Source organism: Pseudomonas sp. 24 E 13 (assembly GCF_900004715.1).
Taxonomy (GTDB): domain Bacteria; phylum Pseudomonadota; class Gammaproteobacteria; order Pseudomonadales; family Pseudomonadaceae; genus Aquipseudomonas; species Aquipseudomonas orientalis_A.
In genome coordinates this window covers 1-26,317 of record NZ_CVTO01000140.1, presented here as the reverse complement: position 1 = coordinate 26,317, position 26,317 = coordinate 1, and the positions used below count along the sequence as shown (strand labels likewise).

22 protein-coding genes are annotated in these 26,317 nt (G+C 60.9%); 5 read left to right on the top strand and 17 right to left on the bottom strand.

The window, feature by feature from the left end:
- Positions 1-32: 32 nt before the first annotated feature.
- From BFP90_RS18770 to phoB, 3 genes are all read right to left on the bottom strand, one after another.
- The gene (locus BFP90_RS18770; protein WP_065893029.1) at positions 33-1,373 is read right to left on the bottom strand and encodes a hemolysin family protein; all 1,341 of its coding nucleotides are present in this window, start codon (positions 1,371-1,373) and stop codon (positions 33-35) included.
- Positions 1,374-1,640: 267 nt separating this feature from the next.
- On the bottom strand, positions 1,641-2,927 hold the full coding sequence (gene phoR / locus BFP90_RS18765) for a phosphate regulon sensor histidine kinase PhoR (protein ID WP_237140443.1): 1,287 nt from the start codon (positions 2,925-2,927) through the stop codon (positions 1,641-1,643).
- A gap of 94 nt (positions 2,928-3,021) precedes the next feature.
- Positions 3,022-3,711, bottom strand: a complete 690-nt coding sequence (gene phoB, locus BFP90_RS18760; protein WP_003195617.1) for a phosphate regulon transcriptional regulator PhoB — start codon at positions 3,709-3,711, stop codon at positions 3,022-3,024.
- Between the two features lie 156 nt (positions 3,712-3,867).
- Here phoB and BFP90_RS18755 point away from each other — a divergent pair, with 156 nt between their 5' ends.
- Positions 3,868-4,245 carry a COG4315 family predicted lipoprotein gene (locus tag BFP90_RS18755; RefSeq protein WP_065883778.1) on the top strand — a complete coding sequence of 126 codons (378 nt, stop codon included), beginning with the start codon at positions 3,868-3,870 and terminating at the stop codon, positions 4,243-4,245.
- A gap of 119 nt (positions 4,246-4,364) precedes the next feature.
- Here the strand turns inward: BFP90_RS18755 and ubiA are convergent, their stop codons facing one another.
- Together ubiA and BFP90_RS18745 are read right to left on the bottom strand one after the other, a co-directional pair.
- The gene (gene ubiA, locus BFP90_RS18750; protein WP_065883776.1) at positions 4,365-5,255 is read right to left on the bottom strand and encodes a 4-hydroxybenzoate octaprenyltransferase; all 891 of its coding nucleotides are present in this window, start codon (positions 5,253-5,255) and stop codon (positions 4,365-4,367) included.
- Positions 5,255-5,818 (bottom strand): chorismate--pyruvate lyase family protein, encoded by a 564-nt coding sequence (locus BFP90_RS18745; protein WP_065892302.1) that lies wholly within the window; start codon positions 5,816-5,818, stop codon positions 5,255-5,257. The genes ubiA and BFP90_RS18745 overlap by 1 nt, the downstream gene beginning before the upstream one ends.
- Before the next feature lie 194 nt (positions 5,819-6,012).
- Here BFP90_RS18745 and BFP90_RS18740 point away from each other — a divergent pair, with 194 nt between their 5' ends.
- The 3 genes from BFP90_RS18740 (at position 6,013) to BFP90_RS18730 (ending at position 7,831) form a co-directional block, all read left to right on the top strand.
- Positions 6,013-6,180: a rubredoxin gene (locus BFP90_RS18740; RefSeq protein ID WP_017476746.1), complete on the top strand. Its 168-nt coding sequence runs from the start codon at positions 6,013-6,015 to the stop codon at positions 6,178-6,180.
- Positions 6,181-6,216: 36 nt separating this feature from the next.
- Positions 6,217-7,365, top strand: coding sequence for an NAD(P)/FAD-dependent oxidoreductase (locus BFP90_RS18735; protein ID WP_065897685.1), 1,149 nt, complete (start codon positions 6,217-6,219; stop codon positions 7,363-7,365).
- A gap of 190 nt (positions 7,366-7,555) precedes the next feature.
- Positions 7,556-7,831 carry an HU family DNA-binding protein gene (locus BFP90_RS18730; RefSeq protein ID WP_003213368.1) on the top strand — a complete coding sequence of 92 codons (276 nt, stop codon included), beginning with the start codon at positions 7,556-7,558 and terminating at the stop codon, positions 7,829-7,831.
- A 90-nt stretch (positions 7,832-7,921) separates the two neighbouring features.
- Here BFP90_RS18730 and BFP90_RS18725 read toward each other — a convergent pair whose 3' ends face one another.
- The 12 genes from BFP90_RS18725 to tssA all read right to left on the bottom strand — a co-directional run bounded on the left by BFP90_RS18725 (position 7,922) and on the right by tssA (position 25,417).
- Entirely contained in the window at positions 7,922-8,584 is a 663-nt protein-coding gene (locus tag BFP90_RS18725; RefSeq protein ID WP_065897684.1) for a hypothetical protein, read from the bottom strand.
- An 8-nt stretch (positions 8,585-8,592) separates the two neighbouring features.
- Positions 8,593-13,035, bottom strand: coding sequence for an RHS repeat-associated core domain-containing protein (locus BFP90_RS18720; RefSeq protein ID WP_083203274.1), 4,443 nt, complete (start codon positions 13,033-13,035; stop codon positions 8,593-8,595).
- A gap of 12 nt (positions 13,036-13,047) precedes the next feature.
- A complete protein-coding gene (locus BFP90_RS18715) occupies positions 13,048-13,482 on the bottom strand; it encodes a DcrB-related protein (protein ID WP_065892305.1) in 435 nt (144 codons plus the stop codon).
- A 15-nt stretch (positions 13,483-13,497) separates the two neighbouring features.
- Positions 13,498-15,438 carry a type VI secretion system Vgr family protein gene (locus tag BFP90_RS18710; RefSeq protein WP_065892306.1) on the bottom strand — a complete coding sequence of 647 codons (1,941 nt, stop codon included), beginning with the start codon at positions 15,436-15,438 and terminating at the stop codon, positions 13,498-13,500.
- 152 nt (positions 15,439-15,590) lie between these two features.
- Complete coding sequence (tssH, locus tag BFP90_RS18705) at positions 15,591-18,242, bottom strand: type VI secretion system ATPase TssH (protein ID WP_065897683.1); 2,652 nt, start codon at positions 18,240-18,242, stop codon at positions 15,591-15,593.
- The gene (gene tssG / locus BFP90_RS18700) at positions 18,235-19,278 is read right to left on the bottom strand and encodes a type VI secretion system baseplate subunit TssG (protein WP_065892308.1); all 1,044 of its coding nucleotides are present in this window, start codon (positions 19,276-19,278) and stop codon (positions 18,235-18,237) included. Before tssG ends, tssH begins: the two co-directional genes overlap by 8 nt.
- Complete coding sequence (gene tssF, locus BFP90_RS18695) at positions 19,242-21,101, bottom strand: type VI secretion system baseplate subunit TssF (protein WP_065897682.1); 1,860 nt, start codon at positions 21,099-21,101, stop codon at positions 19,242-19,244. The genes tssG and tssF overlap by 37 nt, the downstream gene beginning before the upstream one ends.
- Positions 21,098-21,613: a type VI secretion system baseplate subunit TssE gene (tssE, locus tag BFP90_RS18690; protein WP_042945974.1), complete on the bottom strand. Its 516-nt coding sequence runs from the start codon at positions 21,611-21,613 to the stop codon at positions 21,098-21,100. The genes tssF and tssE overlap by 4 nt, the downstream gene beginning before the upstream one ends.
- Before the next feature lie 78 nt (positions 21,614-21,691).
- Positions 21,692-22,180, bottom strand: a complete 489-nt coding sequence (locus tag BFP90_RS18685) for an Hcp family type VI secretion system effector (protein ID WP_017735732.1) — start codon at positions 22,178-22,180, stop codon at positions 21,692-21,694.
- A gap of 157 nt (positions 22,181-22,337) precedes the next feature.
- On the bottom strand, positions 22,338-23,834 hold the full coding sequence (gene tssC, locus BFP90_RS18680) for a type VI secretion system contractile sheath large subunit (RefSeq protein ID WP_065883759.1): 1,497 nt from the start codon (positions 23,832-23,834) through the stop codon (positions 22,338-22,340).
- A 2-nt stretch (positions 23,835-23,836) separates the two neighbouring features.
- A complete protein-coding gene (gene tssB / locus BFP90_RS18675; protein WP_003195557.1) occupies positions 23,837-24,343 on the bottom strand; it encodes a type VI secretion system contractile sheath small subunit in 507 nt (168 codons plus the stop codon).
- Positions 24,344-24,397: 54 nt separating this feature from the next.
- Positions 24,398-25,417 (bottom strand): type VI secretion system protein TssA, encoded by a 1,020-nt coding sequence (tssA, locus tag BFP90_RS18670; RefSeq protein ID WP_065897681.1) that lies wholly within the window; start codon positions 25,415-25,417, stop codon positions 24,398-24,400.
- A gap of 392 nt (positions 25,418-25,809) precedes the next feature.
- Between tssA and tagH the strand changes: the two genes are divergently transcribed.
- Positions 25,810-26,317 (top strand): type VI secretion system-associated FHA domain protein TagH (tagH, locus tag BFP90_RS18665; protein ID WP_141688986.1); only part of this gene is annotated, 508 nt, incomplete at its 3' end.

Below are 26,317 nucleotides of genomic sequence, written 5' to 3'. Positions count from 1 at the left end.
GGGAGGGGGCTTGCCCCCTCCCACATTGGTAGTCAATCCAGCATCAGCACCTTGGCCAGCACGATCTTCGGCCCTTTCATCTTCTTGATGATGATCCGCAAGCCTTCAACCTCCAGCACTTCTTCCTCTTCCGGCACCCGTTTCAAGGTGTCGTAGATCAGGCCCGCCAGGGTTTCGGCCTCGATGTGGTCCAGGTCGATGCCGAGCAGGCGTTCGACCTTGAACAGCGGCGTGTCGCCACGCACCAGCAGCTTGCCCGGCTGGTAGGCGAGGATGCCGCGTTCGGCCTTGCGGTGTTCATCCTGGATATCGCCGACCAGCACTTCCAGCACGTCTTCCATGGTCAGGTAGCCAATGATCTTGCCATCGGCTTCCTCCACCAGGGCGAAGTGCGCACCGCCTTTGCGGAACTGCTCGAGCAACTGCGACAAAGGCATGTGCCGCGAAACGCGCTCCAGCGGGCGGGTCAGTTCGGCCAGGTTGAACGACTCGGGGATATGGTCCAGGGCCGCCAGTTCCAGCAGCAGGTCCTTGATATGCAACAGGCCCACGAACTCGTTGCGCACGGCGTCATACACCGGGTAACGGCTGAATTTGTGGCGACGGAACAGCGCCAGGATTTCCTTGAGTGGGGCGTTGAAATCCAGGGTGACCAGGTCTTCCCGGGAGTTGGCCCAGTCCACCACTTCCAGTTCGCCCATTTCCACGGCGGAGGCGAGTACGCGCATGCCTTGGTCGCTCGGGTCCTGGCCACGGCTGGAGTGCAGGATCAGCTTGAGCTCTTCGCGGCTGTAATGGTGTTCGTGATGCGGGCCGGGCTCGCCTTGGCCGGCGATGCGCAGGATTGCGTTGGCGCTGGCGTTGAGCAGGTAGATCGCCGGGTACATCGCCCAGTAGAACAGGTACAGCGGCACGGCGGTCCACAGCGACAGCAATTCGGGTTTGCGGATGGCCCAGGATTTGGGGGCCAGCTCGCCGACCACAATGTGCAGGTAGGAAATCACGAAGAAGGCGGCAAAGAACGACACGCCCTTGATCACCTCCGGCGACTCGACGCCTACCGCGCCCAGCAACGGCTCGAGGATGTGCGCAAACGCCGGTTCACCGACCCAGCCCAGGCCCAGGGAGGCGAGGGTGATACCCAGCTGGCAGGCCGACAGGTAGGCGTCGAGCTGGCTGTGCACGGTGCGCAGGATCTGCCCGCGCCAGCCGTTGGTGTGGGCGATGGCCTCGACCCGGGTCGAGCGCAGTTTGACCATGGCAAATTCCGCGGCAACGAAGAAGCCGTTGAGCAGTACCAGGACCAGTGCAAAAAGAATCATGCCGAAATCGGCGAAAAGTGTCGCGAGGGTGATGCCAGGGGAAGGGTCCATGATGGGGTTTTGCAGGTTCCGTATGTTCAATAGGGGGAAAGCGGGCCTGAAAGGCAGGCGCAAGTCGGCCAATGTAGCGGCTGACGGGGCGCTTGCCTAGTGGCTGCTGCCGGGCGGGGCCTGGAATACGCCCTCCAAGACACTGCAGGTCCAAATGTGGGAGGGGGCTTGCCCCCGATAGCAGGGTGTCAGTCAACACATCTGCTACTGATACACCGCTATCGGGAGCGAGCCCCCTCCCACATTCAAATTAGTGCCGTGGCTGAGTTATTCGTCATTCCCGACGAGCTGCGACCGCGTCACCTGCGCCGGCGGAAAGTGGCAGGTAAAGGTACTGCCATGCCCCAGCACGCTGCTGATCTCCAGGCGTGCCCGATGGCGCAGCAGCACATGCTTGACGATCGCCAGGCCCAGCCCGGTGCCGCCGGTATTGGAGTTGCGGCTGGAATCGACGCGGTAGAAGCGTTCGGTCAGGCGTGGCAGATGCTTGGCGTCGATACCGATGCCGGAGTCCTGCACGCTCAGGTGTGCGCCCTGTTCGTCGGCCCACCAGCGGATGCGGATGTTGCCCTTGTCCTGGGTGTACTTCACCGCGTTGAACACCAAATTGGAGAACGCACTGCGCAGCTCGCCTTCACTGCCCTTGAGCAGCACCGTCGGGTCGGCGTCCAGCGTGATCTGCTGGCCGCGTTCGCCGGAGAGCGCCTGGGCGTCGTTCTTGATGGTTTTCAACAGGCTTTGCACCGCCACCGGGTGGTTATCGGAGGGGTAGTCTGTGGCCTCAAGCTTGGCCAGCAGCAGCAAGTCATTGAGCAGGGTTTGCATGCGCGAGCCTTGCTGCTGCATCTGCTGCAGGGCGCGGCTCCAACGCGGGTTGATCTCGTCGACATTGTCCAGCAGCGTCTCCAGGTAGCCGCAGATCACCGTCAACGGCGTGCGCAGCTCGTGGGAGACGTTGGCGACGAAGTCCTTGCGCATCTGTTCCAGCTGATGGATGCGGGTCACGTCGCGCACCAGCATCAAGTGCTCATTGTTGCCGTAGCGCGTCAGGTACAGCTGGATGCGCACGCGATCGTTGGTGGGCGAGGGGATTTCCAGGGCCTCTTCGTAGTTGTCCTGCTCGAAGTATTCCTTGAAGCGCGGGTGGCGCACCAGGTTGGTCACCGGCTGGCCGCTGTCCTGGGGCGTCTTGAGGCCCAGCAGGGTCTCGGCGGCGCGGTTCCACCATTCCAGGTTGCCGTCGCTGTCGAGCATGATCACCGCGTCCTTGAGCGCGGCGGTGGACTCCTGTACCCGGTCGATCACCGCCTGCAGGCGCCCGCGCACCCGTTGGTCGCGGCGCTGCAAGTGGTAAATGCTGTCGAACACTTCGCCCCACAGGCCGTAGCCGTCGGGCGGTGCTTCGTCGGGTTTGTGCTGGCGCAGCCATTCATGCAGGCGCAGCAGTTGCTTGAGGGTCCAGCCCAGGTACAGCGCGATGCCGATGGCCAGGCTCCAGCCGTAATAACCACTGATCAACCCGACCAGCAGGCAACCGGTGACGAGCAGGAGCATGTGGCGAATCAGGGTGCCATGCCAGTTTTGGTTCACTTGAACATGCGTCCTTGTCAGCTGTTAAGTCAGGCTCTTGAGTCTACAACCAGCTGGCTCAGCCCTTGGTAGAAAACCGGTAGCCCGTGCCGCGCACGGTTTGTACCAGATTCTCATAGGCATCGCCCAAGGCTTTGCGCAGACGGCGGATATGCACGTCCACGGTGCGCTCCTCCACGTACACATTGCCGCCCCACACCTGGTCCAGCAGTTGGCCGCGGGTGTAGGCGCGTTCCTGGTGGGTCATGAAAAACTGCAACAGACGGTATTCGGTCGGGCCCATCTCAGCCGGCTTGCCGTCGATGGTCACGCGGTGGCTGATCGGGTCCAGGATCAGGCCGTCGACTTCGATGGGGGCTTCGCCGTCGGTCGGGCCGGCTCGGCGCAGCACGGCCTTGAGGCGCGCTACCAGCTCTCGCGGGGAGAAAGGCTTGGTGATGTAGTCATCGGCGCCGACTTCCAGGCCCTGGATCTTGTTGTCCTCTTCGCCCTTGGCGGTGAGCATGATGATCGGGATATCCCCGGTCAGCTCGTCACGCTTGAGGCGCCGGGCCAGCTCGATACCGGAAGTGCCGGGCAGCATCCAGTCGAGCAGGATCAGATCCGGCTTGCGGTCGACGATAATGGCATGGGCCTGCTGGGAGTTCTCCGCCTCCAGGCAGTCGTAGCCGGCCATTTCCAACGCAACGGCGATCATCTCGCGAATGGGCGCTTCGTCGTCAACAATCAGAATGCTCCTGCCAACCATGCTCAAAAATCCTCTTTGTCATTTAACTGTCTTGCGCCGCATTAGATAACGGAATTATTGCAGTCGTGTGACAGTAATTTAGTCCCTTGGGCAATTCACGGCACTCTGGACTACCCTTTGGGTCCGAATCCTGACAACCACAAAAGGAAGGTTCCGATGACTTACAGCACGATTTCCTGGAAAGCCCTGCTGGTAACGGCCGCGTTGACGCTGCCGGGCCTGGCGTTTGCCGCAGAACCTGCGATGACGAAAGACGGGATGCTGGTGGATCACAAAGGCCTGACGCTCTACACCTTCGACAAGGACGCCGACGGCAAGTCTGCGTGCAAGGACCAGTGCGCGACCAACTGGCCGCCGCTGAAGGCGGAGTCTACGGATACCAAGGCTGGCGACTGGACAGTGATTACTCGCGACGATCAGACCAGTCAATGGGCCTACAAAGGCAAGCCGGTCTACACCTACAAGGATGACAAGAAAGCCGGTGACAAGACCGGGGATGGCAAGGGTGGGGCTTGGCATATCATCAAGCCTTGACTGCGCGGCGCTGCTGAAATCATCGGGGGCAAGCCCCCTCCCACAGTTGATGGGTGAACACCTTAAAATGTGGGAGGGGGCTTGCCCCCGATGGCGTCGCTACAGCCACCGCAACCCTCTCAGCGAACCGCGTAATCCACCACAATCCCCACAAAAATCGCCAACCCGGCCCAGTGGTTGTGCAAAAACGCCTTGAAGCACTTCATGCGGTCCCGGTCCCGGGTGTACCAGAACTCCCAGGCAAAACAGCCTGCCGCCGCCAGCAGCCCCAAGTGAAACCAGCCGCCCAGCTCGAACCGAGCCCCGGCGAGCAACAGGCACACCAGCGCCAGGCCCTGCAGGGTGAGAATGATCACACGGTCAGCATCACCGAACAGGATCGCGGTGGATTTCACGCCGATCCTCAAGTCGTCGTCGCGGTCGGTCATCGCGTAATAGGTGTCGTAACCCACTGTCCACAACAGGTTGGCGATGTACAGCAGCCACGCCTCGGCCGGCAGATGCCCGGTTTCGGCCGTGAACGCCATCGGCATGCCCCAGGAGAACGCCGCGCCCAGCACCACCTGCGGGTAATAGGTGTAACGCTTCATGAACGGATAGCTTGCCGCCAGCGCCAGCCCGCCAAGGGACAGCAGGATAGTGCTGGCGTTGGTCAGCAGCACCAGCAGGAAACTGATACCCATCAGCAGCGCAAAAAACACCAGCGCCTCTTTCGAACTGATCTTGCCGCTGACCAGCGGACGTTGCTCGGTGCGCTTCACATGCCCGTCGACCTTGCGGTCGGCCCAGTCGTTGATCACGCAGCCACCGGCACGGGTCAGTACCACTCCCAGCACGAAAATCACGATATTGAGCAGCGACGGCGAGCCCTTGCCGGCGATCCACAGCGCCCATAGCGTCGGCCACAGCAGCAGGTAGATACCGATGGGCTTGTCCATGCGCGTCAGTTGAATGAAATCCCAGGCCCTGGGGTTCAGGCGATTCAAGGATTTGAGCACACGTTGGTACATCAGCGGTTCTCCGGATGGTCATGCAGCACCTGCCACACACTCGGCAGGAAGACTTCCGCCACCAGCACGCTCAGCGCCCCGCGATCGAAGCGCGAGCGGCGCGCCCACAGCCCGTCGGCCTGATCCGCAGCGGGTAGCCAATGTGCCGGGTAATGGCACACCTCGATCGGCTGACGGGTAAAGGCGCGGTCGCAGAACAACAACTCGCCCAGCGACCGACTGCCCAGCTCATCCATATGCAAGCCGTCGCCCTGCAAGGCGCCGCGTGACGCGACACTGCGGGCAAACACCCAGGGTTGGCCATGCCCGCGCAAATACACCTCGCGTACCCAGCCGACAGTGGCAGGCGGCAGGGCCAGCGCCGCGCATTCATCGTCGCGCAACGGTTGCCAGCCCTCGAGCAGCGGCGTCACGCTGAAATTGCCGGCGGACAGCCCAGTCAGCCGCCGCGTCAGCGAGCCTTCATCGAACAGCCAATCGAGGGTCAAGGGCGCAGGCATCGGGCTCAGAAGGCTCTGGGGCAGCCATCGGCAAGCATCGGAAGGGGCGATTGAGTGCGGCACGGCAAGTCAATATTGGCAGCAAAAGAGGCGGCGAGCTTACCATGGCGTCCTGAACTTTTGCCGGGCTGAACCCGCCGTTTAAGCCAATCCTACTTGCATCTGCCGGCTGCGATCAGTACAAACGCCCTGAGCCGAGCGGCAGCGCTGGTCTATCGACCGTCGGCCAAGATGCCTGGACCCTGAGGAAGTACGTAATGAAAAAGTGGCAATGTATCGTCTGTGGCCTGATCTATGACGAAAAAGATGGCTGGCCGGATGACGGAATCGCTCCGGGCACCCTGTGGCAGGACGTCCCGGAAGACTGGCTGTGCCCGGACTGCGGCGTAGGCAAAATGGATTTCGAAATGATCGAAATCGGCTAATTTGAAGTTTACGAAACTTACTACAAGGAGAAAGGAATGAACTCACCTGTCGTGATCATCGGCACAGGATTGGCCGGTTACAACGTGGCCCGGGAGTTTCGCAAGCTCGACAGCGACACCCCATTGCTGCTGATCACCGCGGATGACGGGCGCTCCTACTCCAAGCCCATGCTCTCCACCGGTTTTGGCAAGAACAAGGAAGCCGATGGCCTGAGCATGGCCGAACCTGGCGCCATGGCCGAGCAACTCAAGGCCCAGGTACGCACCCACACCCGTATCAGCGGCATTGACCCGGGCCACAAGCGCTTGTGGATCGGCGAGGAGTCGGTGACCTACCGCGACCTGATCCTCGCCTGGGGCGCCGAGACCGTGCGTGTTCCGGTCGAGGGTGACGCCGCCGAGCTGATTTTCCCGATCAACGATCTTGAAGACTATGCGCGCTTTCGCGCCGCCGCTGCCGGCAAACGCCGCGTGCTGTTGCTCGGCGCCGGCCTGATCGGCTGCGAATTTGCCAACGACCTGATCCTTGGCGGCTATGAAGTCGACCTGGTCGCGCCGTGCGAGCAAGTCATGCCGACCCTGCTGCATCCGGCGGCCGCGGCTGCGGTGCAGGCCGGGCTGGAAGGCATTGGCGCGCGCTTCCACCTGGGGCCGGTACTCAATCGTCTGCAACGCAACGCCGATGGACTCGAAGCCCATCTGTCGGACGGCGAAGTGATCCAGTGCGACCTGGTGGTCTCCGCCATCGGCCTGCGCCCGCGCACAGACCTGGCGGCGGCGGCCGGCCTGCAGATCAACCGTGGCATCCTGGTGGACCGCCACCTCAAGACCTCCCACGCCAATATCTACGCCCTGGGCGACTGTGCCGAGGTCGATGGCTTGAACCTGCTGTACGTCATGCCCCTGATGACCTGCGCCCGCGCCCTGGCCCAGACCCTGGCCGGCAACGCGACCGCCGTGAGCTACGGGCCGATGCCGATCACCGTGAAGACCCCGGTCTGCCCGCTGGTGGTTTCACCGCCTCCACGTGGTAGCGAAGGCGTATGGAGCGTCGAAGGCGAGGGCGCCGACATCAAGGCCCTGTGCCGCGACGCCAGCGGTCGCCTGCTGGGCTACGCGCTGACCGGCACCGCCGTCATGGAAAAACTGGCATTGAATAAGGAACTTCCGCCGCTGCTGGCGTAAATGTCGGTCGTTCTGTCGGAATCAGCCTCTTCTTACCCATAGAAAGGTCGCGGCGAGGCTGGCGGAGCGTGCGAGGGCATGCCATCCTCACTCCCGTCTGCCGCAGAGTAGAGCCTGCGGCGCCTTGGCGCTGCTCCACCAGAGAGCAGCACGGACATAACAACAAAAAACCGTCAAAGAGGCTTCACATATGCGTAAACCAGAACTCGCCGCCGCCATCGCTGAAAAGGCCGATCTCACCAAGGAACAGGCCAACCGCGTCCTCAACGCCGTTCTCGAAGAAATCACCGGCGCCCTGCACCGCAAGGACAGCGTCACCCTGGTCGGCTTCGGCACTTTCCTGCAACGCCACCGCGGCGCCCGCACCGGCAAAAACCCGCAGACCGGTGAGCCGGTGAAGATCAAGGCCAGTAATACCGTGGCGTTCAAGCCGGGTAAATCGCTTAAAGACAGCGTCAATCCGTGATGGCGGTACCGTCTCGAAAGGAGGCGGGGCGGTAAGAGGAATGGGCACGCCAACTGGATTGGGTGCCCATTTTTTGTGGGGGCTCGCTGATTAATCACACACAAGCGAGTGATCCGGGAAATGACTCAGTTTGAACTTCTTTAATTCTTGTGCAACGGAGTTTTCAAGATTTTCCGGGGCCATCAGCGTTTTGACTTCACGCTCCCATCCTGCTGCTCCGCCTACGCGTTGAGTCACACCTTCCGGCCATCCTTGAAGGATTGACTTGTAATGCTCGATGCGTTCGTGGGCCATTGCACTCTTCTCGCACCAAGCCAATAACAATATGTTGTCGGTCATGGCCTGTACTGGAAAATTATCTCTACCGGCTACAGTAGTTTGATAAATAGAGTCCAGCGTAGTGCATGCAATTGTATCGAGGAACGCAGTAGGACATTGCGATCGAAAACACTCAACAAGTGCTTCGAACTTGTTTGAGTGGCGCAAAGGACTTATCGATTCCTCAACACCCTTACTGTTTAATAGTGATGTTGGCGCGACCAGCGAGACCACTGGGAACGACGTCATCAATGAGTGCGTGTGGAATACCGGGACATAGTGTTCCTCACCATAAACGGGCTTGAGGTAAATGCCGGTCAACAGAGGACCGTTACGCTTTAGTAAGTGAAGGGGTTTATATATTTCATAAGTCCCCATCACTTCTTTCCAGTCTTGGGTGATTGCCTTTTTTTCAGCGGTCGTCATTTTTTTCATAAGGTGTCTCAGGGGTGTATCGCTGTCTGTGAAGGTGGTTTTATCGGGAGGTTATTATTATTGTTGGTTTGTTGTCGACTGCTAATCGGCCCGTTCGGGTTTTTCGTGAACTTGTAATCCAGTACTTCCCCGGTATTTTTGTTGTAGACATCTGGCCGCGCGCTGCCGGCGGTTCCTTTCGGGACCTCGACGCCTTTCAAGTAGGATTTCTCCACCGCCAAGTGAGTCTTTTGACCGGTCATACGCTGATAGCGGTTTAGCAATTTGTCGGCGTAGGTGTGCTTTTTACTGCCTTGGACCGGACCAGTACCTGCAGCACCATGTTTGTTTTTAACGCCCCATTTTTCCGCCTTGCTGGCAATTTTTTTGACGAAATCCTTATCCGACAGACTGGCTGCTGTAGGTTTTTTGCTTGTGCAGGACAATCCTAGTGGATCTATCCAGTTGATCGGGTTGGGACCGTAGGCGTACAAATTGAGCCCACCCAGTAGCCCGATAGGATCCGGTGTCGTGAAGCGGCCGATATCCGGGTCATAAAACCGGAAGGTATTGAAATGAAGCCCGGTTTCTCTATCCAGGTACTGGCCTTGGAATCTAAGGTTTTGCTCCTCAATGTAAGACGGTTCACGGGTTTCCCGTATGGTGTTTCCCCATACTCGATAGGAAGCCTGCCACAGTGTTTGGCCGTCGGCTTCAGTGAGCTCAAGAGGGAGGCCATTGAAATCGTTATGGTAGTACCGGATTTTTTGCTGAGCGCCTATGCCGTCTACCTTGGCTAATGGCTCATAACCGTCCTCTTCATACAGATAGAGGCTGGTCTGGTTGTTTCGGTGTTCTTGCAGGAGCCGTAAGCCATCCCAACTGAAGTGTGTTGACCCGAGTAAGTAACCGCCGCTGCTCGTCTCGTTTTTCTCAATGCGTCGACCCAGTGGGTCGTAGGTCATGCGGACCACATTGCCGTTCTGGTTCCGTACTTCGATCAGACGATGCTCAGCGTCATAACGCATGTGCTGTACACCACGATGACCGCTTCGCTTTTCGACCATTCGGCCAAAGCCGTCATAGCGATAACGTTTGTCTTGGTAAGTCAGCAGACGGTTATGCACAATCCGTCCGCTACCGGCTGGAGGCCCATCCAATAAATTGGCGGCGGCGTCATAGGAAAAGGTTTCGTTCTGCCCCATTCCGCTGTCTTGGCTGGCAATAATCCGGGCGGTGGCATCGTAGTGCAGCAACTGGCGAGCTTGGTTCGAAGGGTGCCGGTCTAACTTAGTGATCAGATTATCTGCCGCGTCGTATTCGAACTGCTTTTGTAACGATGTCGCTCCCATCGCACCCGGGCTGGACTTTCGGCGTTGCCGTGCACGCAGGCGTCCTGAGCGATCGTAGTTGCTCTGGGTACTGATCTGACCCTGTGTGCGCAGTACTTCGCGGTGCAGCCGGTCGCGCTCGAAATCGCAGATGACCTGGCCATTGAGGTTAATTTGATGCAGATGGCCGCTGCCATAATAAAGACGATTGATCCAGCGCCCGTCGGGCAGTTTGCTTTGGATCAGGTTCCCCAATTCATCGTAGTGATGTTGCAACAAACCCGCTTGGTTCTGTTCTTCCAGCATCTGCCCGAGAGCGTCGTACGAGAATGCTAGTGTCTGTGACTGGCCGCTCGTGTCCATAAAGTGGACGCCAGTCAGTTGGTCCAACATGTCGTACGTGTATTGGGTGTGGCCATCATCGGTTGTCTTGGCGCTCAACCGCCCCATTGCATCGCGTTTGAGGCGATGAACAATGGGTTTGGCAGCTATTTCCGGTACTAGCCCGATCCCGCTGCCGTAAGGTGAAGGAACGCTTTCAAACTGGATGACATTATCCAGGCAATCGTGTTCATAGCGTTTGGCACTGCCATCCAGATCCTGTTGCTCGGTCAGGCGATCGCCTGCATCCCATGAAAATCGATAGCTTTCGCCATTCTCGTTGGTCAGAGACAGAAGACGGCCATAAGCGTCGTATCCAAACTGCACGTTACGACCGTGGGCATCAGTGCGTTGCCGTACCTGACCGCGTCGTGTGTATTGGTAAAAGGTGCTGTGGCCGGCGGGATCCGTGTATCCGACCAGTTGTCCGCTGGCATCGCGCTGATAGTGTTCTTCGCGACCGTCAGGCAGTTGGACCCCAATCAGTCTGCCCTGTGTGTCGTGCTTGAATTCAGTTCGCTCTCCCAGTGCGTCAGACATAGCCTGCAAATGTCCGCGTGCATCATAAATGAACCGTGTGGGCGAGCCTGAGCAATCGACGTGCTCAATCAGTTGCCCTGCCTGGTTCCAGCGGAGTTTTTTACGTTTGCCGGTGGCATCGATGATTTCAATAGGCTGACCGTGAGTGTCGTACTGATAGCGTGTGATGTTGCCGAGAGGGTCGGTCTCACGGATACAGTTGCCTCGCGGGTCATACAGGAATTTCCAGCTGTTGCCGGCGGCGTCGGTCTCGACTAACGGCAATGCCCAATGATCAAGCCAAAGGGTTGTGTCGCGCCGACCCAGAGGGTCCATTTCGCTGATTAAATTGCCAGATTCGTCATAGCAGTATTCATAGCGTCCGCCTTGCGGGTCTGTTGCGCTGAGCAGTTGGCGTTCGTCGTTCCATTCAAAGAGCCAGGCTTGCCCCAGATTATCGGTGTACTGGGTAACCTGATACTGGGTATTCCAAACGCGTGTGCTTACCCGCTGTAAGCCGTCGGTGATACGTGTCGTTCCTACGTTCAGGTCATAGTCGAAATGATAGCGATCGCCTTCATTGGTCCAGTGACCCGTCACACGCCACTCGACGCCTTCAATCAAGCCCCATTCATAGAAGCAGCGCAGCCCGGTAGGCAGTTGATGCTCCACCATGCGACGTCCGGCGTCGTATGCGAAGCGCCGTTGGACCTGATCCGTAGCGTCACGTACTTCTGCCAGGTCGCCGGCTTCGTCGTAGCCATAGCTGACCAAGACTTCCCGACGATGATCGGGATACAGCCGCTCAATCCGATCCACACGGCCTTGCTCGCGAATCAACTCGACTCGGACCAGATCAAATGTGTCGCGCAGCGCCACCAGTTGACCCGCTGCGTCATAGTCCAGATAGATTCGATTGTCGTTGCGGTCACCCAATTGGCTCAGGCGCAGCGACGAAGCGTCGCCGGGGGATATGTCAAATAGCCGATACAGGCCGTTGTCGCTTTCAATCAATAGCTGCCCGTTACGGTGACGCCGAATGCTCAAACCTTCGCCCGGGCTGAACATCGCACTACCCAGCGCCACTGAGCCCAGGTTGATACGACGGCCCTGCTCATCGGTATAGATCAGCTCTTCCCCGCCATCCGGGTGAGACAGTATCTGCACGGCGACTTCATAAGGCACGCTCCAGCCTGCACCGAACAGCCCATCGCGGCGAACGTCGCGGCTGTTGTAGAAGCGCTGCCAGTCAATCGGTAACAATCCAGGCAAGGAAAAGTCCAAGTCGAAATCGCTGCCCAGAACTTTAGCGCCTGTTGCCGCATGCACGGGGTTGGGCGACCCCATCGCAGCGTTTGCCATCGCGCCCATGGCTTGGCTCACCGCGTAAGACCCCACGCCACTGAGCAACATGCACGGCAAATTACTCAGCGTTTTCCCCTTCGCGCCCTTGAGCATCATTAGAGCTTCAATCGCCAGTCCCACACCGGGCGTCTTCCCGCTGCGAATCTCCTGCACCACTACCGTACCGCCACCAATTGTGACGTTTGATGAAATCAGGCCTGAAGAAACCACCGTCGCATCGCACATGCTGCGGTCGCCGCTGCGTACGGCGGGTTGGCCGTTGATGGTGACTTTATCGGAGCCCTCGGCAAGGAGCTGCGGGGGCATTGGCGGGTGGCGGGCGCATAGGACCAGGTCGGTGGGCAGCGGCACGACACCGGGTGCTGGCGACGCAACGGTAGGGCGCCACAGTTGAGAGAAAAATCCCTCGGCCATGTCGAGGAAGCCAGGCTCTGGCGCAGTTTCGACATCAGGTTCGGGTTCGTCGGGTTCCAGCTCGGTCCCGGCGGGCGCGACATGGGAGGGAATTGCACCCGCGGCCCGCGCAGCCGGAATGCTGTTGACGAAGGTGTCGGTCGAACCGACTGCAATGGTGGCTTCCACTACTGGCGGAAACAGCGCATTGGCGAAACTCTCGCACATCTTACTGAGGCCCTTGTCGGCCCCCGTCTTGCTCATGGCCATGCCGACGACGATGCCCACCACAGCGCCGAGGATGCAGCCGCCGATACCGGCAGTAGCAATCGTCACCCCCACAGCCGCTGCGACAGCGGCGGTCGCCAGCGCAGTAATCGCCACGTTGGCCGCCACCTCCAGCACACCGCCGAGGATATCGGCCATCATGGAGGTGTGGGTCAGCGCATCGCCCATCCGGGCTGCCCATAACGCGTCAGACATACAGGCCGCTCATCAAGAAATAGCGTCGAACGACAGTGAGTTTTTGATCAATGCCCAGTGCGCGGCCTCGGCCTCCCCAAGCTTGTCCGCCTTCACGTAACTCAAGGCGAGCATCTTGCGCGTTCCCGGCAGCACCAGCGCCAACTGGTACTGGAACACCTTGTCGTTGCCCTTGTTGAACTGGCTGCGCAGCTCAATGCCTTCCACCTCTTGGGAGGTGCCCAAACGCACGTCCACACCGGGTTGATAGCGCAAATCCTGCACCTGTTTTTCCAGGCGCCGGAGTTGGTCATTGAAGTTGCTGTGCAGGGTTTCGCCTTCGGCCAGCAGGCTGCGGCTGACGATCAATGAAGTCCCCAATTCAGGAAACTTGAGGATATTGATCGTCGCGTCCTGCAGCTCGCCCGCCGGCAATTGAAACTGAAATTCGTTGATCCGGTACGTCATGGCAAACAGGTCTCGTCAGGAGCTTTTAGGCGCGGGGAACGCGGCTTTAATGTTGGCGTCGATAGCGCTTTTCTGGCCCTGGCCATCGGGCGTGGCACCGGGGCCGCCGCCGTTGTTCAGGTGCAGCACGCCGCCGGTGTTGAACTCGGCGTCGCCGCTGGCATAGAAGCTGATTTGCACGCCGGTGAGGTTGATTTGCCCGCTCGCATTCAACTCCAGGATGCTTTCACCGCAGACCAGGCGCAGGTTCTCGCCCACTTCGATGACGTAGCTCTGGCTGACGCTGTCGGTCTTCCTCTGGCCCACCGAGAGGATGTCTTCCTGCTTGACGACGCGCAGGCGGTTATTGCCGACGGTTACCGTCTCGTTGTGGCCGATACTCTTATTCCGGTCATGCCCCACGGAATGGCTCTCGTCGACTTCGACGACAATGTCCTGATTCCGCTCAGCATGGATATACAACTGCTCCAACCCTTTCTTGTCCTCCATGCGGATTTCATTGAAGTTGGCCGGCGTGCCGCCTTTGCTGGATCGACTTTTCATGCCGCTCTGGGTGGCGTTTTCCGGCAGGTCGTAAGGCACGGTCTGCTCGGCGTTGTACACCCGCCCGGTGATGATCGGGCGGTCGGGGTCGCCCTCGAGGAAGCTGACGATCACTTCCTGGCCAATCCTTGGAATTTGCATCGAGCCCCAGTTCTTGCCGGCCCAGGACTGCGACACGCGAATCCAGCATGAGCTGTTTTCGTTGGATTGATCGTGACGGTCCCAGTAGAAGTGCACCTTCACGCGGCCGTATTGGTCGGTCCAGATCTCCTCGCCCTTGGGGCCGACCACCAGCGCCGTTTGCGGGCCTTTGACCACGGGCCGATGGGTGGCGGGCAGGGTGCGGTAGCTCTGTTGCGCGGGGATGCAGGTCAGGCTGCTTTCGAACTGCGCCGAGCCCGAACCGCTGCCAGTTTCCAGGCTTTCCTGAACGATGTCGTAGCGACAGCCGACGATCAGGTATTCGCGGTTCTGGTCCTGGCGGCTGAAGCCGGTAAGGCTGAACAAGTGGCCCGAACCCAGGCCACGGGCATTGCCGGCGAACTCGATCTGTTCATGCAGGGTTTGCAGGGCTTCGATGCGGGTGCGCGCGTAGTGTTCGCCGTCGGCGCTCTGCACGTAGGTGCCGGGATAGTCGTACAGCGGGTAGTCGCCGGCGGTGTGCGGGCGCGGCATGGCCGAGCGCACGTCGATGCTCGCGCTGGGGCGCTGGAAGTCATAGTCGTTGAGCTCCAGCGAGCCGGGCTGCACCTCCTGCGCCAGGTGCCAGTTATGCATATGGTCGCGTTCGCGCTGCTGCTCGTCCCTGGGGTAATACGGAATCGAGGCGTAGCCCGGCACGGTGGTGTGGGCGCCATAGGCGTCGGCCAGCACCAGGACATGGCGGTCCTGCTCGTGACGGAAGAAGTAGTAGATGCCTTCCTGTTCCATCAAGCGGCTGACGAAATCCAGGCTGGTCTCGCGGTACTGCACGCAGTATTCCCACTCGCGGTACGGCCGGCTCAAGGCGTCTTCGAAGTCGGAAAAGCCCAGGTCGCGAAACACCTGCTTGATGATCTGCGGGATGCTCAGGTTCTGGAAAATCCGGCAATCGGAGGTGCGACTGAGCAGCCACAGCCATGGGCGCAGCGTCACCTGGTAGCTGGCGAACTGGCCTTTGTCGATGTTCTGGCTGCAGCGCGCGACGATGCCGTGGAAGTGCCGTTCGCCACCGTCGGCCAGTTGCAGGCCCACACTCATCGGCTTGCCCAGCAACTGGTTGAGGTCGATGTTGGCGTCCAGGGACGTCAGTTGCAGCTCGTAGTTGAACAGCCGTCCCAACTCTTCGCCGCCGCCCATTTCATTGAGCAACAGCACATCCGGCCCGAGGGGGCTGGTGATCTGGGCCAGGCGTGAGGCTTGGTTGAATAGCATCGGGCGTCTCTTAATGACTAAATAACTGAAGAAACCGCATTCAAATGTGGGAGGGGGCTTGCCCCCGATAGCGGTGTGTCAGTTGATGCATCAGGTGACTGATTCACCGCCATCGGGGGCAAGCCCCCTCCCACAGTTTTAACCGCATTCCGTCAGCCAAACTGGTAGTGCAGCTCATTATCCCGGCTGCTGATCCGCACCCCCGCCAGCGCCTTGCCTTCGAGCATGCGCGTGAGGAATTCACGGCTCATGTCCGGCAGCAGGCTGTTGGTGAGGAGGGTGTCGATCATGCGTCCGCCGCTTTCGGTTTCGGTGCAGCGCGAGACGATCAGGTCGACCACCGCGTCGTCGTAGTCGAAGGCGACCTTGTGGGTGTTTTCCACGCGCTTTTTGATGCGGTTCAGTTGCAGGCGAGTGATGGCCTTGAGCATCTCGTCGCTCAGCGGGTAATACGGAATCGTCACCAGGCGACCGAGCAATGCCGGCGGGAAAATCTCCAGCAGCGGCTGGCGCAGGGCCTTGGCGATTTCCTCGGGCGCGGGGATGTTTGCCGGGTCCTTGCAGACACGGGAAATCAGCTCGGTACCGGCGTTGGTGGTCAGCAGGATCAACGTGTTCTTGAAGTCGATCACGCGGCCTTCGCCGTCTTCCATCACGCCCTTGTCGAACACCTGGAAGAAGATTTCATGCACGTCCGGGTGGGCTTTTTCCACCTCGTCCAGCAGCACCACGCTGTACGGTTTGCGCCGCACCGCTTCGGTCAGCACACCGCCTTCGCCGTAGCCGATATAACCCGGCGGCGCGCCCTTGAGGGTCGACACCGTGTGAGCTTCCTGGAACTCGCTCATGTTGATGGTAATCACGTTCTGCTCGCCGCCGTACATGGCTTCGGCCAGGGCCAGGGCGGTTTCGGTCTTGCCCACGCCCGAAGTACCGGCGAGCATGAACACACCAATCGGCTTGCTCGGGTTATCGAGGCCGGCGCGGGAGGTCTGGATGCGCTTGGCGATCATCTGCAAAGCGTGGTCCTGGCCGATGATGCGTTTCTTCAGGTGCTGGTCGAGGTTGAGCACCGTCTCCAGTTCATTGCGTGCCATGCGGCCCACCGGGATGCCGGTCCAGTCGGCGACCACCGAGGCCACGGCCTGGTAATCCACGGTCGGCAGGATCAGCGGGGTTTCGCCTTGCAGTGCGCTGAGGCGCTGCTGCAGGTCGACCAGTTGCTCGCGCAAGGCGTCGTCGCCACTGTCTACGGCGCCGGCTTTCTCGCGCAACGTCGCGCGGGTAGCGAGCAGTTCGTCCACCAGGGTTTTCTCTTCCGCCCAGCGGCTTTCCAGCGTGGCGAGGCGCTCACGTTCAGCGCTCAGCAGCGCTTCGCTGTTGGTCTGGCGCGCACCAATCGCAATACCGATGGCATGCTCGCGGGCGATGATTTTCAGCTCGGTTTCCAGTGCTTCGATACGGCGGCGGCTGTCGTCCACTTCAGCCGGCACGGCATGCAGGCTGATGGCGACGCGGGCGCAGGCGGTGTCCAGCAGACTCACGGATTTGTCCGGCAACTGGCGCGCCGGAATATAGCGGTGGGACAGCTTGACCGAGGCTTCCAGGGCTTCATCGAGGATCTGCACCTGGTGGTGCTTTTCCATGGTCGAGGCCACGCCGCGCATCATCAGCAGTGCCTTGTCCTCCGACGGCTCGGCAACCTGTACTACCTGGAAGCGGCGGGTCAGCGCCGGGTCTTTTTCGATGTGCTTCTTGTACTCGGCCCAGGTGGTGGCGGCCACGGTACGCAAGGTGCCCCGGGCCAGCGCAGGTTTGAGCAGGTTGGCCGCGTCGCCCGTGCCGGCGGCGCCACCGGCACCGACCAGGGTGTGGGCTTCGTCGATAAACAGGATGATTGGCTTGGGCGAGGCCTGCACATCTTCGATGACCTGGCGCAGACGCTGTTCGAACTCGCCTTTCATGCTGGCGCCGGCTTGCAGCAGGCCCACGTCGAGGCTGCGCAGTTCCACGTCCTTGAGCGCAGGCGGTACGTCGCCGGCGACGATGCGCAGGGCGAAACCTTCGACCACAGCGGTCTTGCCCACCCCGGCTTCACCGGTGAGGATCGGGTTGTTCTGGCGGCGCCGCATGAGGATGTCCACCAGTTGGCGGATCTCTTCATCGCGACCCACGATAGGGTCGAGTTTGCCGCTGCGGGCCTGTTCGGTCAGGTCGACGGTAAAGCGCTTGAGCGCCTCCTGCTTGCCCATCGCGCTGGGGGCCATGGCGCCGCTGGCTTCGCCTGGCACACCGGCATTGAAACCGTCGCTGGCGCTCAGGGCATTTTCCGGCGAGTCGCCGACGTACTCGTCAAAGCGCTCGCTCAGGGCTTCGGGCTTGATCTTGTCGAACTCGGCAGACAAGCCCAGCAGCGCATGGCGCAGGCTCGGCGTTTTCAGAATGCCCAGCACCAGGTAACCGGTGCGCACCTGGCTTTCGCCAAACATCAGGCTGCCATACACCCAACCGCGTTCCACCGCTTCCTCCACATGGGACGACAGGTCGGTGATCGAGGTCGAGCCGCGCGGCAGGCGGTCCAGGGCCTCGGTGAGGTCGCGGGCCACGCGTGCCGGTTCCAGGTTGAACTGGCGGATGATGCGGTGCAGGTCCGAGTCCTGCAGTTGCAGCAACTGATGAAACCAGTGGGCCAGTTCCACATACGGGTTGCCCCGCAGTTTGCAGAACACGGTGGCGGCTTCGATGGCCTTGTAGGCCACGCTGTTGAGTTTGCCGAACAGTGCGGCGCGACTGATTTCACCCATGCTCTGGATTCCTTGAGGTGGTGGCGTGGTCGGCGTAATGCCGGGCCAGGATTAGGTCGTTGGCGTCATGCGCAGGTTGGCCGAGCCAGGTATTGAAACCCAGGCGAAACTGGCCGTTGAGCTGCAGCGCCGGGACTTCAGGTTGTTGCAAAACCAGGTTCAAGTCCCAGTCCAGTTCATGGCCCAGGTACTCGGCCACCCAGGCCACCAGTTCGTTGAACGGCGGATGACCGGGCAGCATGCCCATGTAGTCGTCGAGCTTGAGCGGGCCGAGGCGAATACGGAATTTGTGCTGGCGGTCCCACACGTGGCTGCCGAGGCAAAAATCCACGCCCAGCCGGTTGGCGCTCACGCCGACGCGGCTGCGTTCGGGCAGTTCCAGCCATTGGCCGACGTATTCCTCGATCGCGACCGGCAGGCCGAAGTACTCGCTGAGGATGGCCTTCAAGCCATCCGGGTAGCGGGTTTGCGCCGACAAGTGGCCGCTGTAATGCAGCTTGGCCGTGTCGGGGATCAAGCCCTGGTTGAGCAAGCTCGGCATGCCGCGGCCACTCAAGGCGGCGAGGCGTGCGGACCAGTAGTCGTCGTCCGGCCGGTCGTGGCTGACTGTTGGCCGCGCCTCGGCCCAGGCGCGGTAGAACAACGTCAGCAGGCGATGGTGGAACACATCCAGGAACTGCTTGCTGGTGCTGTCGGCGTTGTTGCGCTGGCGCTCGCGCACGTACTCGGTGATATGCAGCGGCAGCGGGCCGTTGGGGCCGCCAAGGCCGAAAAAGAATTGCTCCAGCCGCGCCGGTTTGCCGTCGCCGCCAGGGTCGACCGACGCCAGGGTGGCCGGGGCGAAGGTGCAATCGGCCTGTTGCCCCAGGCGCAGCGGGTCATCGGCCAGGCGCAGGGAATGGCCCAGGCGCGGCAACTCCGGCGATTCGCACTCGATACGCCGCAGCGCCTGGAAGAAGTCATATTCCCAGGGCTCCTGGTGCATCGCGTCCAGGGTACTCACAGGGTCGGACGCCGTCCGGGCTTGGCTTTCCATCGCATGATCTCGCCGCGTTCGGTGGTACGGATCACCGTCTCGGTAAAACTGTTGATCGACACGTAGCGTGCCAGGAAGCGTTCCAGCACCGCACCGAGCAGAAATACCCCGGTGCCGCGAAACGCGTTTTCATCGAATTCCAGGGTGATTTCCAGGCCACGGCCAAACACGATCGGGCCGGGCATCGGCAGGCGTCGGGTCACGGCTTTGCTGCTGACTTCGCGCAAGCCTTCAATCTGCAATTGCAGCGCGGCGTCGTTGCTGTCGCCGTACAGGCGCAGCAGTTCGCGCAAGGCGCCGGCCCCCTGGCCCTGTTCGCTCAAAGAGAGGTAATTGAGCGATAGCTGGCTGATCAGGCGCCACGCCTTGGCGTCGTGGGCATGGCTGGCGCGTGGGCGGCTGGGGCCTGCGACGCAACGCACAGAGAGCACCGGCGCGCTGTCGGCCAGGGTGAAATCGGTCTTGCCGTTGCCCACGCTCATGAACAACGGCAAGTCCCGGTTGGTGCACAGCGCCGTCACGCCGAGCTGGCGCAGGTCATGCCCATACGGCGCCTGGCGGCTGTCCACCAGGCTGACGAAGGTTTCGCTGCCCACATAGGTGGAACGCGGGCCGTTGCGCCGCTGGTCGCTGGACAGCACGCGCGGTTCGCGGCGTACCGTGTAATAGGCCTGGTCGCGCCCATAGCGGGAGGGATCGCGCACGGCGTAAAACGGCAAGAACGGCTGCTCCGGCCCGGTGCCGTGTCCGGTGATGCCGCTCAGCGAGTGAATTTCGAAATCCATCGGCCGTGTACGGTCGGCGATCACATGGTGTTCGTTGACCCGATCCGACAAGTGAATCCGGTCCACGCGCTTGGGGAACAGGTTGATCGCCGGCGTGCAGAACGGCAGGAACTGCGCCGCGCCGACGCTGCCTTCCAGACTGGGTTCGTGACGGTCGAACAGCACGATCAGTTCCAGCTCCTGGCCGTCGCAACGCTTGACCGCACGGCTCAGTTCGGCGAATTCGACGAACAGGAATCGATGGGGCAGGGCGAAGTATTCCTGCAATAACCGATAGCCCTGGAACGCCCGCGCCACCACCGGCATGGCCGCGTCGGCATCGTCGAAACCGCGTGAACGCAAGGCATCCTGAGGCAGGCGCTCAACCCAATCGCCACCGGGCTTGCGCGCGAACACCGCGCAGGCGTTGCCCAGCAGTTGTTCGTAGAGGCGAAACGGCTGCTCATCGGCGCCGCTGAGGTACAGCGGCAGGTTATCCAGATCGAGGCTGTTGAACGGCAATTCGGCGCCGGTGCGCAGGGTCAGGCGCAGGCCGGCCTTGGCTTTCGGTTCGCTGGCGGCCAGGCGGCCGAGCACCGCGGACGGGTTGCCGAAGTACTCGGCATTGCTGACCTGCAGCGGCCACAGCGTCACCGGGTGCGCGGTGCGGTACTCGCAGCAGGTCTGGGTTTCGCGGCCCAGGGCGGCGCGCAGTACGGTGTCGCGGGGCAGCGGGAAGCCGCCGGCGAGGGAGCCTTCGTCGGGGTCGGTCTGCAATTGCACCACGGTCATCGACGGCGTCGGTGCCAGGTAGTGCGGGTAGGCGATTTCCAGCAGGTTGTGGGTGAAGGTCGGGTACTCGGCGTCGAGCTTGAGCTGCACGCGGGCCGTGAGGTAGGCAAAGCCTTCGAGCAAGCGTTCGACGTACGGGTCGGCGCAGTCCATGCCGGACAGGGTCAGCCGACTGGCGATCTTCGGGTATTCCTTGGCGAACTCGGCGGCGCTTTCGCGCACGTGGTGCAGTTCCTGGTTGTACAGCTCCAGCAGGCGCGGGTTCATGGGCGTCTCCGCTGGTCGGCATTGACCACGCGCACATGCCCGGATTCCAGGTCCAGGTCGGTTTGCAGCAACAGGCGCAACGGCACCGGCTGGGCCCACAGGTCGCCTTCGATTTCGAAACTCAGGGCGTTGTGGTTCATTTCGCCCTGGCCGACACGGGCTTTGACTCGCAGCGTGTGGCGCAGGATGCGCGGCTCGAAGGTCGCAATAGCCTGGTAGATCAGGGCTTCCAGGGCCTTGATATCGACACTGGAAACGCTGTTGCCCGCCAGTGCCGGCAGGCCGTAATTGACCACCGAGGTACCTGCCGGGGTGTGCAGCGTGGCATCGGCATCGAGCAACGACGTGGTGTTGAGCAGCCACGCCAGGTCGCGCAGTACCGAGGCTTTCAATTGGGTCAGGGACAGCACGCGTTTGTCGGCGCTTTCCTTGGGATTGGTTGGGTCGTCGTCGGTCAGCCGGTCCAGCAGGGACGGTTGCAGACGGTCGCGGGAAGCGATTTCAGTTACCACCAAAGCAGCTCCACGGACGGGTTGCGGGAGGGACAAAATGTCTGCAGCCGTGGCGCAAAGCCACGGCTGCAGGGGCTATCAGCGCTTGGTGTTGGAACGGATGTTCCAGCCGAACTTGATCGCGCCGCCATCTTTGGTGCCGTCGGCTTTCTGCGGCTGGTAGTCGACCATCACCTGGGCGAAGTTCAGGGTGACGTTTTCGGTCAGGCGGTCATCGGAGCCCGAACCGCCGGTGCTCAGCGAGGTGACCAGCACTTCTTCCAGGTTGATCACCATGTACTCGACCTGGCTTTCGCCACCGGCCTTGCGCACGGTCAGCTTGACCTTGTCGATGTGCTTGCCGCTGGCGCAGTGCATCATCAGGTTCGGCGACGCCTTGTCGACGTATTTGGTCAGCGACAGGTCCTGGATATTCACCTTGCCCGCGCCACCGCCACCGCCCACATGCATGTTGCCGGACTGGGCCATGCCCCAGCTCCAGTTCAGCACGTCGATTTCGTCCTTGTGGGCCTTGTCCATGGACTCGCCCTTGATGTCGCCGATCTTGATGAAAATATCAACAGCCATGTTTTCTCCCTGTGTGGTCTCAGCCACTGTATTTGGTGATCGTTCCCACGCTCTGCGTGGTAACGCATCCTGTGACACTCTGCGTCACTGGGACGCGGAGCGTCCCGGGCGGCATTCCCACGCGGAGCGTGGGAACGAGCGAGCCAGTCCCGATTTTTTAGGCGCTCTTGGCCGAAGGCAGCTTCGATACCAAACGCAACGACACCGTCAGCCCTTCAAGCTGGTAGTGCGGGCGCAGGTAGAACTTGGAGTTGTAATACCCCGGGTTGCCTTCGACTTCTTCCACGATCACTTCGGCAGCCGCCAACGGGTGCTGGGCCTTGGTGGTCTCGGTGGAGTGAGCAGGATCGCCATCGACGTAGTTGAGGATCCAGTCCTGCAACCAGCGCTGCATCTCGTCCTTCTCTTTGAAGGAGCCGACCTTGTCGCGCACGATGCACTTGAGGTAGTGGGCGAAACGGCAGGTGGCGAACAGGTACGGCAGGCGCGCGGCCAGGTTGGCGTTGGCGGTGGCGTCCGGGTCGTCGTATTCGGCCGGTTTCTGCAGCGACTGGGCGCCGATGAACGCGGCGAAGTCGGTGTTTTTCTTGTGCAGCAGCGGCATGAAACCGTTCTTCGCCAGCTCCGCTTCACGGCGGTCGCTGATGGCGATTTCGGTCGGGCACTTCATGTCCACGCCACCGTCATCGGTAGGGAAGGTGTGGGCCGGCAGGTTTTCCACTTCGCCGCCGGACTCGATGCCACGGATGCGCGAGCACCAGCCGTAGTGCTTGAACGAACGGTTGATGTTCACCGCCATCGCGTACGCGGCGTTGGCCCAGGTGTACTTGGAGCTGTCGGCGCCGTCGGTGTTTTCTTCGAAGGCGAAGGCTTCCACCGGGTCGGTCTTGGCGCCATACGGCAGGCGCGCGAGGAAGCGCGGCATGGTCAGGCCGATGTAGCGGGAGTCTTCCGATTCACGCAGCGAACGCCAGCCGGCGTATTCCGGGGTGGTGAAGATTTTGGTCAGGTCGCGCGGGTTCGACAGTTCCTGCCACGAGCCCATGCCCATCACGGTTGGCGACGCGGCAGCGATGAACGGGGAGTGCATGGCGGCGCAGACTTTCGACAGCTCGCCCAGCAATTCCACATCGGGCGGCGACTGGTCGAAGTAATAGTCACCCACCAGGCAGCCGTAAGGTTCACCGCCGAACTGACCGTATTCTTCTTCGTACATTTTCTTGAAGATCGGGCTCTGGTCCCACGCGGTACCCTTGAATTTCTTCAGGGTCTTGTGCAGTTCGGGCTTGGAGATGTTGAGCACACGGATCTTGAGCTGCTCATCGCTCTCGGTGTTGTTGACCAGGTAGTGCAGGCCACGCCAGGCGCTTTCCAACTGCTGGAAATCCTGATGGTGGATGATCTGGTTGACCTGGGCGGTGAGCTTTGCGTCGATGGCGGCGATGATCGATTCGATCGACTTGATCGCGTCATTGGACACCAGGTCGGTTTGCGCCAGGGCCTGTTCGGCCAGGGTGCGCACGGCGGTCTCCACGGCTTCGCGGGCGCGCTCGGTCTTGGGCTTGAATTCCTGCATCAACAGCGAGGCGAACTCGCTGGTTTCTTCGGTGGCGCCCAGGTTGGATGCGCCTTCGCGAACGGTATTGTCAGTCATGCTTACTGCTCCCCTGCAGGCTTGGGCGCACTGGCAAGAGCCTGGAGCAGTGCCGGGTCCTTGATCGCCTTCATGATGATTTCTTCAGCGCCGGTCTTGCCGTCCATGTAGGTCAGCAGGTTGGCCAGCTGGGTGCGGGCTTCGAGCAGCTGGTTCAACGAGTCGACCTTGCGCGCCACGGCGGCAGGGCTGAAGTCGTCCATGCTTTCGAAGGTGATGTCCAGGCTCAGGTTGCCTTCGCCGGTCAACTCATTGGGCACGTGGAACGCCACGCGTGGCTGCATGGCCTTGAGGCGCGAGTCGAAGTTGTCGACATCCACTTCAAGGAACTTGCGGTCGGCCACGGGTGCCAGCGGCTCGGCTGGTTTGCCGGCGAGGTCGGCCATCACGCCCATGACGAAGGGCAGCTGGACCTTTTTCTCGGCGCCGTAAAGCTCGACGTCGTACTCGATCTGCACTCGAGGCGCACGGTTGCGCGCGATGAATTTCTGAGAACTTTGCTTCGCCACGTTGCTGCTCCTGGTCGCTTGAGCGACGGTGTTGTTACTGCACGGTCCGGCGGCCTACTCGCTGTCAGGGCCGCGCAGGTTTTCAAATTGGGACATGCCGTCGGGAATCAGATTGCGCACGATCGCCGCGAAATCGGCATGCACCAGATTCTTCGCTCGGTTCAACAGCACCGGCAGCGGGCTTGAAGGCTCGTGCCGGGTGTAATACGCAAGGATTTTGTCGAGGCTGCGCAGCACATCGTCGCGGCTGGCGATGTCGCCGACCGGACGCGGGGCTGCGGGGGCAGCGGCGTAGTCCACCGAGGGGGCGTTGTCTTCACTGACGGCCTCGGGTTCGCTGCTGCTGTCGGCGCCGGGCACCGCTTGATTGAGCAATTGCAGGGCCTGCTTGAGCGGTTGCTTCAAGGCGCTGAGGTCCACGCCCTGGGCGGAACCGACCTGCTCGTTGACCTGTTGTTCGATGGCTTCGCAGGCGGCGCGCGCGGCAATCAGCGCATCGCGGGTGGCCTGCAGTTGCTCCGGGTCGCTGTCGAGGAACGCGGCGTTGAGTTGCTGGGCGCCGAGTTGTTCATCGGGGAAGCTCAACAGGCCGCTGGCGTTGAGCGCTGCGCGCAGCGTCACGGGGCCGAAGGTGCGTGAGCGGGTGAGGATGCTTTCGCGCAGCAGGCGGATATTGGTGTCGCAGGTCAGGCCGGTGAGGGCGTTGATGCGCACGGTGGGATCGTTATCGTCGTCGGCATCCAGGCGCGGGTGCAGGTCGGCCCAGTAATCGCGCAGCAACGCATCGATCAGCGTCAGTGCTTCGGCCAGGCCGGCCACGCCCTGGAGGGCGAGGGTGCTTTGCAGCAGAAAGTGGGTGATGCGCAGGTCTTTGCTGCGCTGCAACAGGTCGAGGCTCTGTTGCTGGATGCTGCGCCACTCCGGCGGCTCGGCGGGCAGGATGGAGTCGCCCATGCTGCGCTCGGGCTGGCCCTTGGCATCACGTTCCAATTGCAGAAATTGCGCGTCATATTCCATGTCTTCGCCACACGGCGAAGTCGCGGAAACGGCGGTGAGCAGCAACGGCACATCCACTGAATTCGATCTCCCTATCAGCCCGTTAGATGCCGGGCAACGCATGCATTAGTTACGCAGTGAACTTTGCATGTTTTCTTGATCATAGTCTCAGAGTGCCACTATCAGTGCCATCACTGATGTTCAAGAAGTTGTGCATTTTTGGTGTAGTACTTATGCGTTGTCAAGGTAAGCTATTCGCCCTCTGTGACAGATGTGCGGTGTTTAACACCCTGCGCGACTGACGGGTCGAACGGTGCGCCCGTAGAGGATTTTTGTCATGCAAGCCGGATAAGATCAGCGATCATGCTGGCAAATGCGGATTTGGACGCTGGGTCCGACGACCTGGCGGCGATATTCAGGCAAGCGTAGCCTGATCTCGACCGCGCGCGATGTATCAGCAAGGAGGCAAGATGTCGCTGTGTTTGACTATCACTAGTTATCACAAGATTACCCCAGGGCAGTGCGCCGAAAAGTCCATGAACCAGGGCTCGATGGCGATCGGCCGCAGTTCGGAAAATGACTGGGTATTGCCCGATCCCGAACGACTTGTCTCCTCGCAACATTGCGTTATTCAGTACAAAGACGGTCGTTACTATTTAACCGACAACAGTACCAACGGTGTGGAGTTGGTCAACGCTGGCATCCGGATGCGCCGTGGTAACAGCGAGCCGCTGCAGGATGGCGAGTTGATTCGCATCGGCGATTACGAAATCCAGGCGCGCATCGACTTCAATGTGCAGGCCGTCGACAGCCAGCCGTTCGCCGGTGATTCGCCGAACAGCTTTGAGGCGTTGATGGGCGCGGTGGCGAGCCCGCCCGCGCCGACTCCGATGATCGCACCGCAGTTTCATGGCGCTTCGTCGATGGAGACCTTGCCGGACCTGTTCGATTTCCTCAGTCCCACTGCCGTGCCACCGC

Coding starts and splice junctions, on each gene's coding strand:
- BFP90_RS18740 (WP_017476746.1), top strand. CDS start 6,013: ATGAAAAAGTGGCAATGTATCGTCTGTGGCCTGATCTATGACGAAAAA.
- phoB (WP_003195617.1), bottom strand. CDS start 3,711: ATGGTTGGCAGGAGCATTCTGATTGTTGACGACGAAGCGCCCATTCGC.
- BFP90_RS18725 (WP_065897684.1), bottom strand. CDS start 8,584: ATGAAAAAAATGACGACCGCTGAAAAAAAGGCAATCACCCAAGACTGG.
- tssC (WP_065883759.1), bottom strand. CDS start 23,834: ATGACTGACAATACCGTTCGCGAAGGCGCATCCAACCTGGGCGCCACC.
- ubiA (WP_065883776.1), bottom strand. CDS start 5,255: ATGTACCAACGTGTGCTCAAATCCTTGAATCGCCTGAACCCCAGGGCC.
- BFP90_RS18730 (WP_003213368.1), top strand. CDS start 7,556: ATGCGTAAACCAGAACTCGCCGCCGCCATCGCTGAAAAGGCCGATCTC.
- BFP90_RS18715 (WP_065892305.1), bottom strand. CDS start 13,482: ATGACGTACCGGATCAACGAATTTCAGTTTCAATTGCCGGCGGGCGAG.
- tssF (WP_065897682.1), bottom strand. CDS start 21,101: ATGAACCCGCGCCTGCTGGAGCTGTACAACCAGGAACTGCACCACGTG.
- BFP90_RS18685 (WP_017735732.1), bottom strand. CDS start 22,180: ATGGCTGTTGATATTTTCATCAAGATCGGCGACATCAAGGGCGAGTCC.
- phoR (WP_237140443.1), bottom strand. CDS start 2,927: ATGCTCCTGCTCGTCACCGGTTGCCTGCTGGTCGGGTTGATCAGTGGT.
- tssG (WP_065892308.1), bottom strand. CDS start 19,278: ATGGAAAGCCAAGCCCGGACGGCGTCCGACCCTGTGAGTACCCTGGAC.
- BFP90_RS18735 (WP_065897685.1), top strand. CDS start 6,217: ATGAACTCACCTGTCGTGATCATCGGCACAGGATTGGCCGGTTACAAC.
- tssH (WP_065897683.1), bottom strand. CDS start 18,242: ATGGGTGAAATCAGTCGCGCCGCACTGTTCGGCAAACTCAACAGCGTG.
- BFP90_RS18755 (WP_065883778.1), top strand. CDS start 3,868: ATGACTTACAGCACGATTTCCTGGAAAGCCCTGCTGGTAACGGCCGCG.
- BFP90_RS18770 (WP_065893029.1), bottom strand. CDS start 1,373: ATGGACCCTTCCCCTGGCATCACCCTCGCGACACTTTTCGCCGATTTC.
- BFP90_RS18710 (WP_065892306.1), bottom strand. CDS start 15,438: ATGCTATTCAACCAAGCCTCACGCCTGGCCCAGATCACCAGCCCCCTC.
- BFP90_RS18720 (WP_083203274.1), bottom strand. CDS start 13,035: ATGTCTGACGCGTTATGGGCAGCCCGGATGGGCGATGCGCTGACCCAC.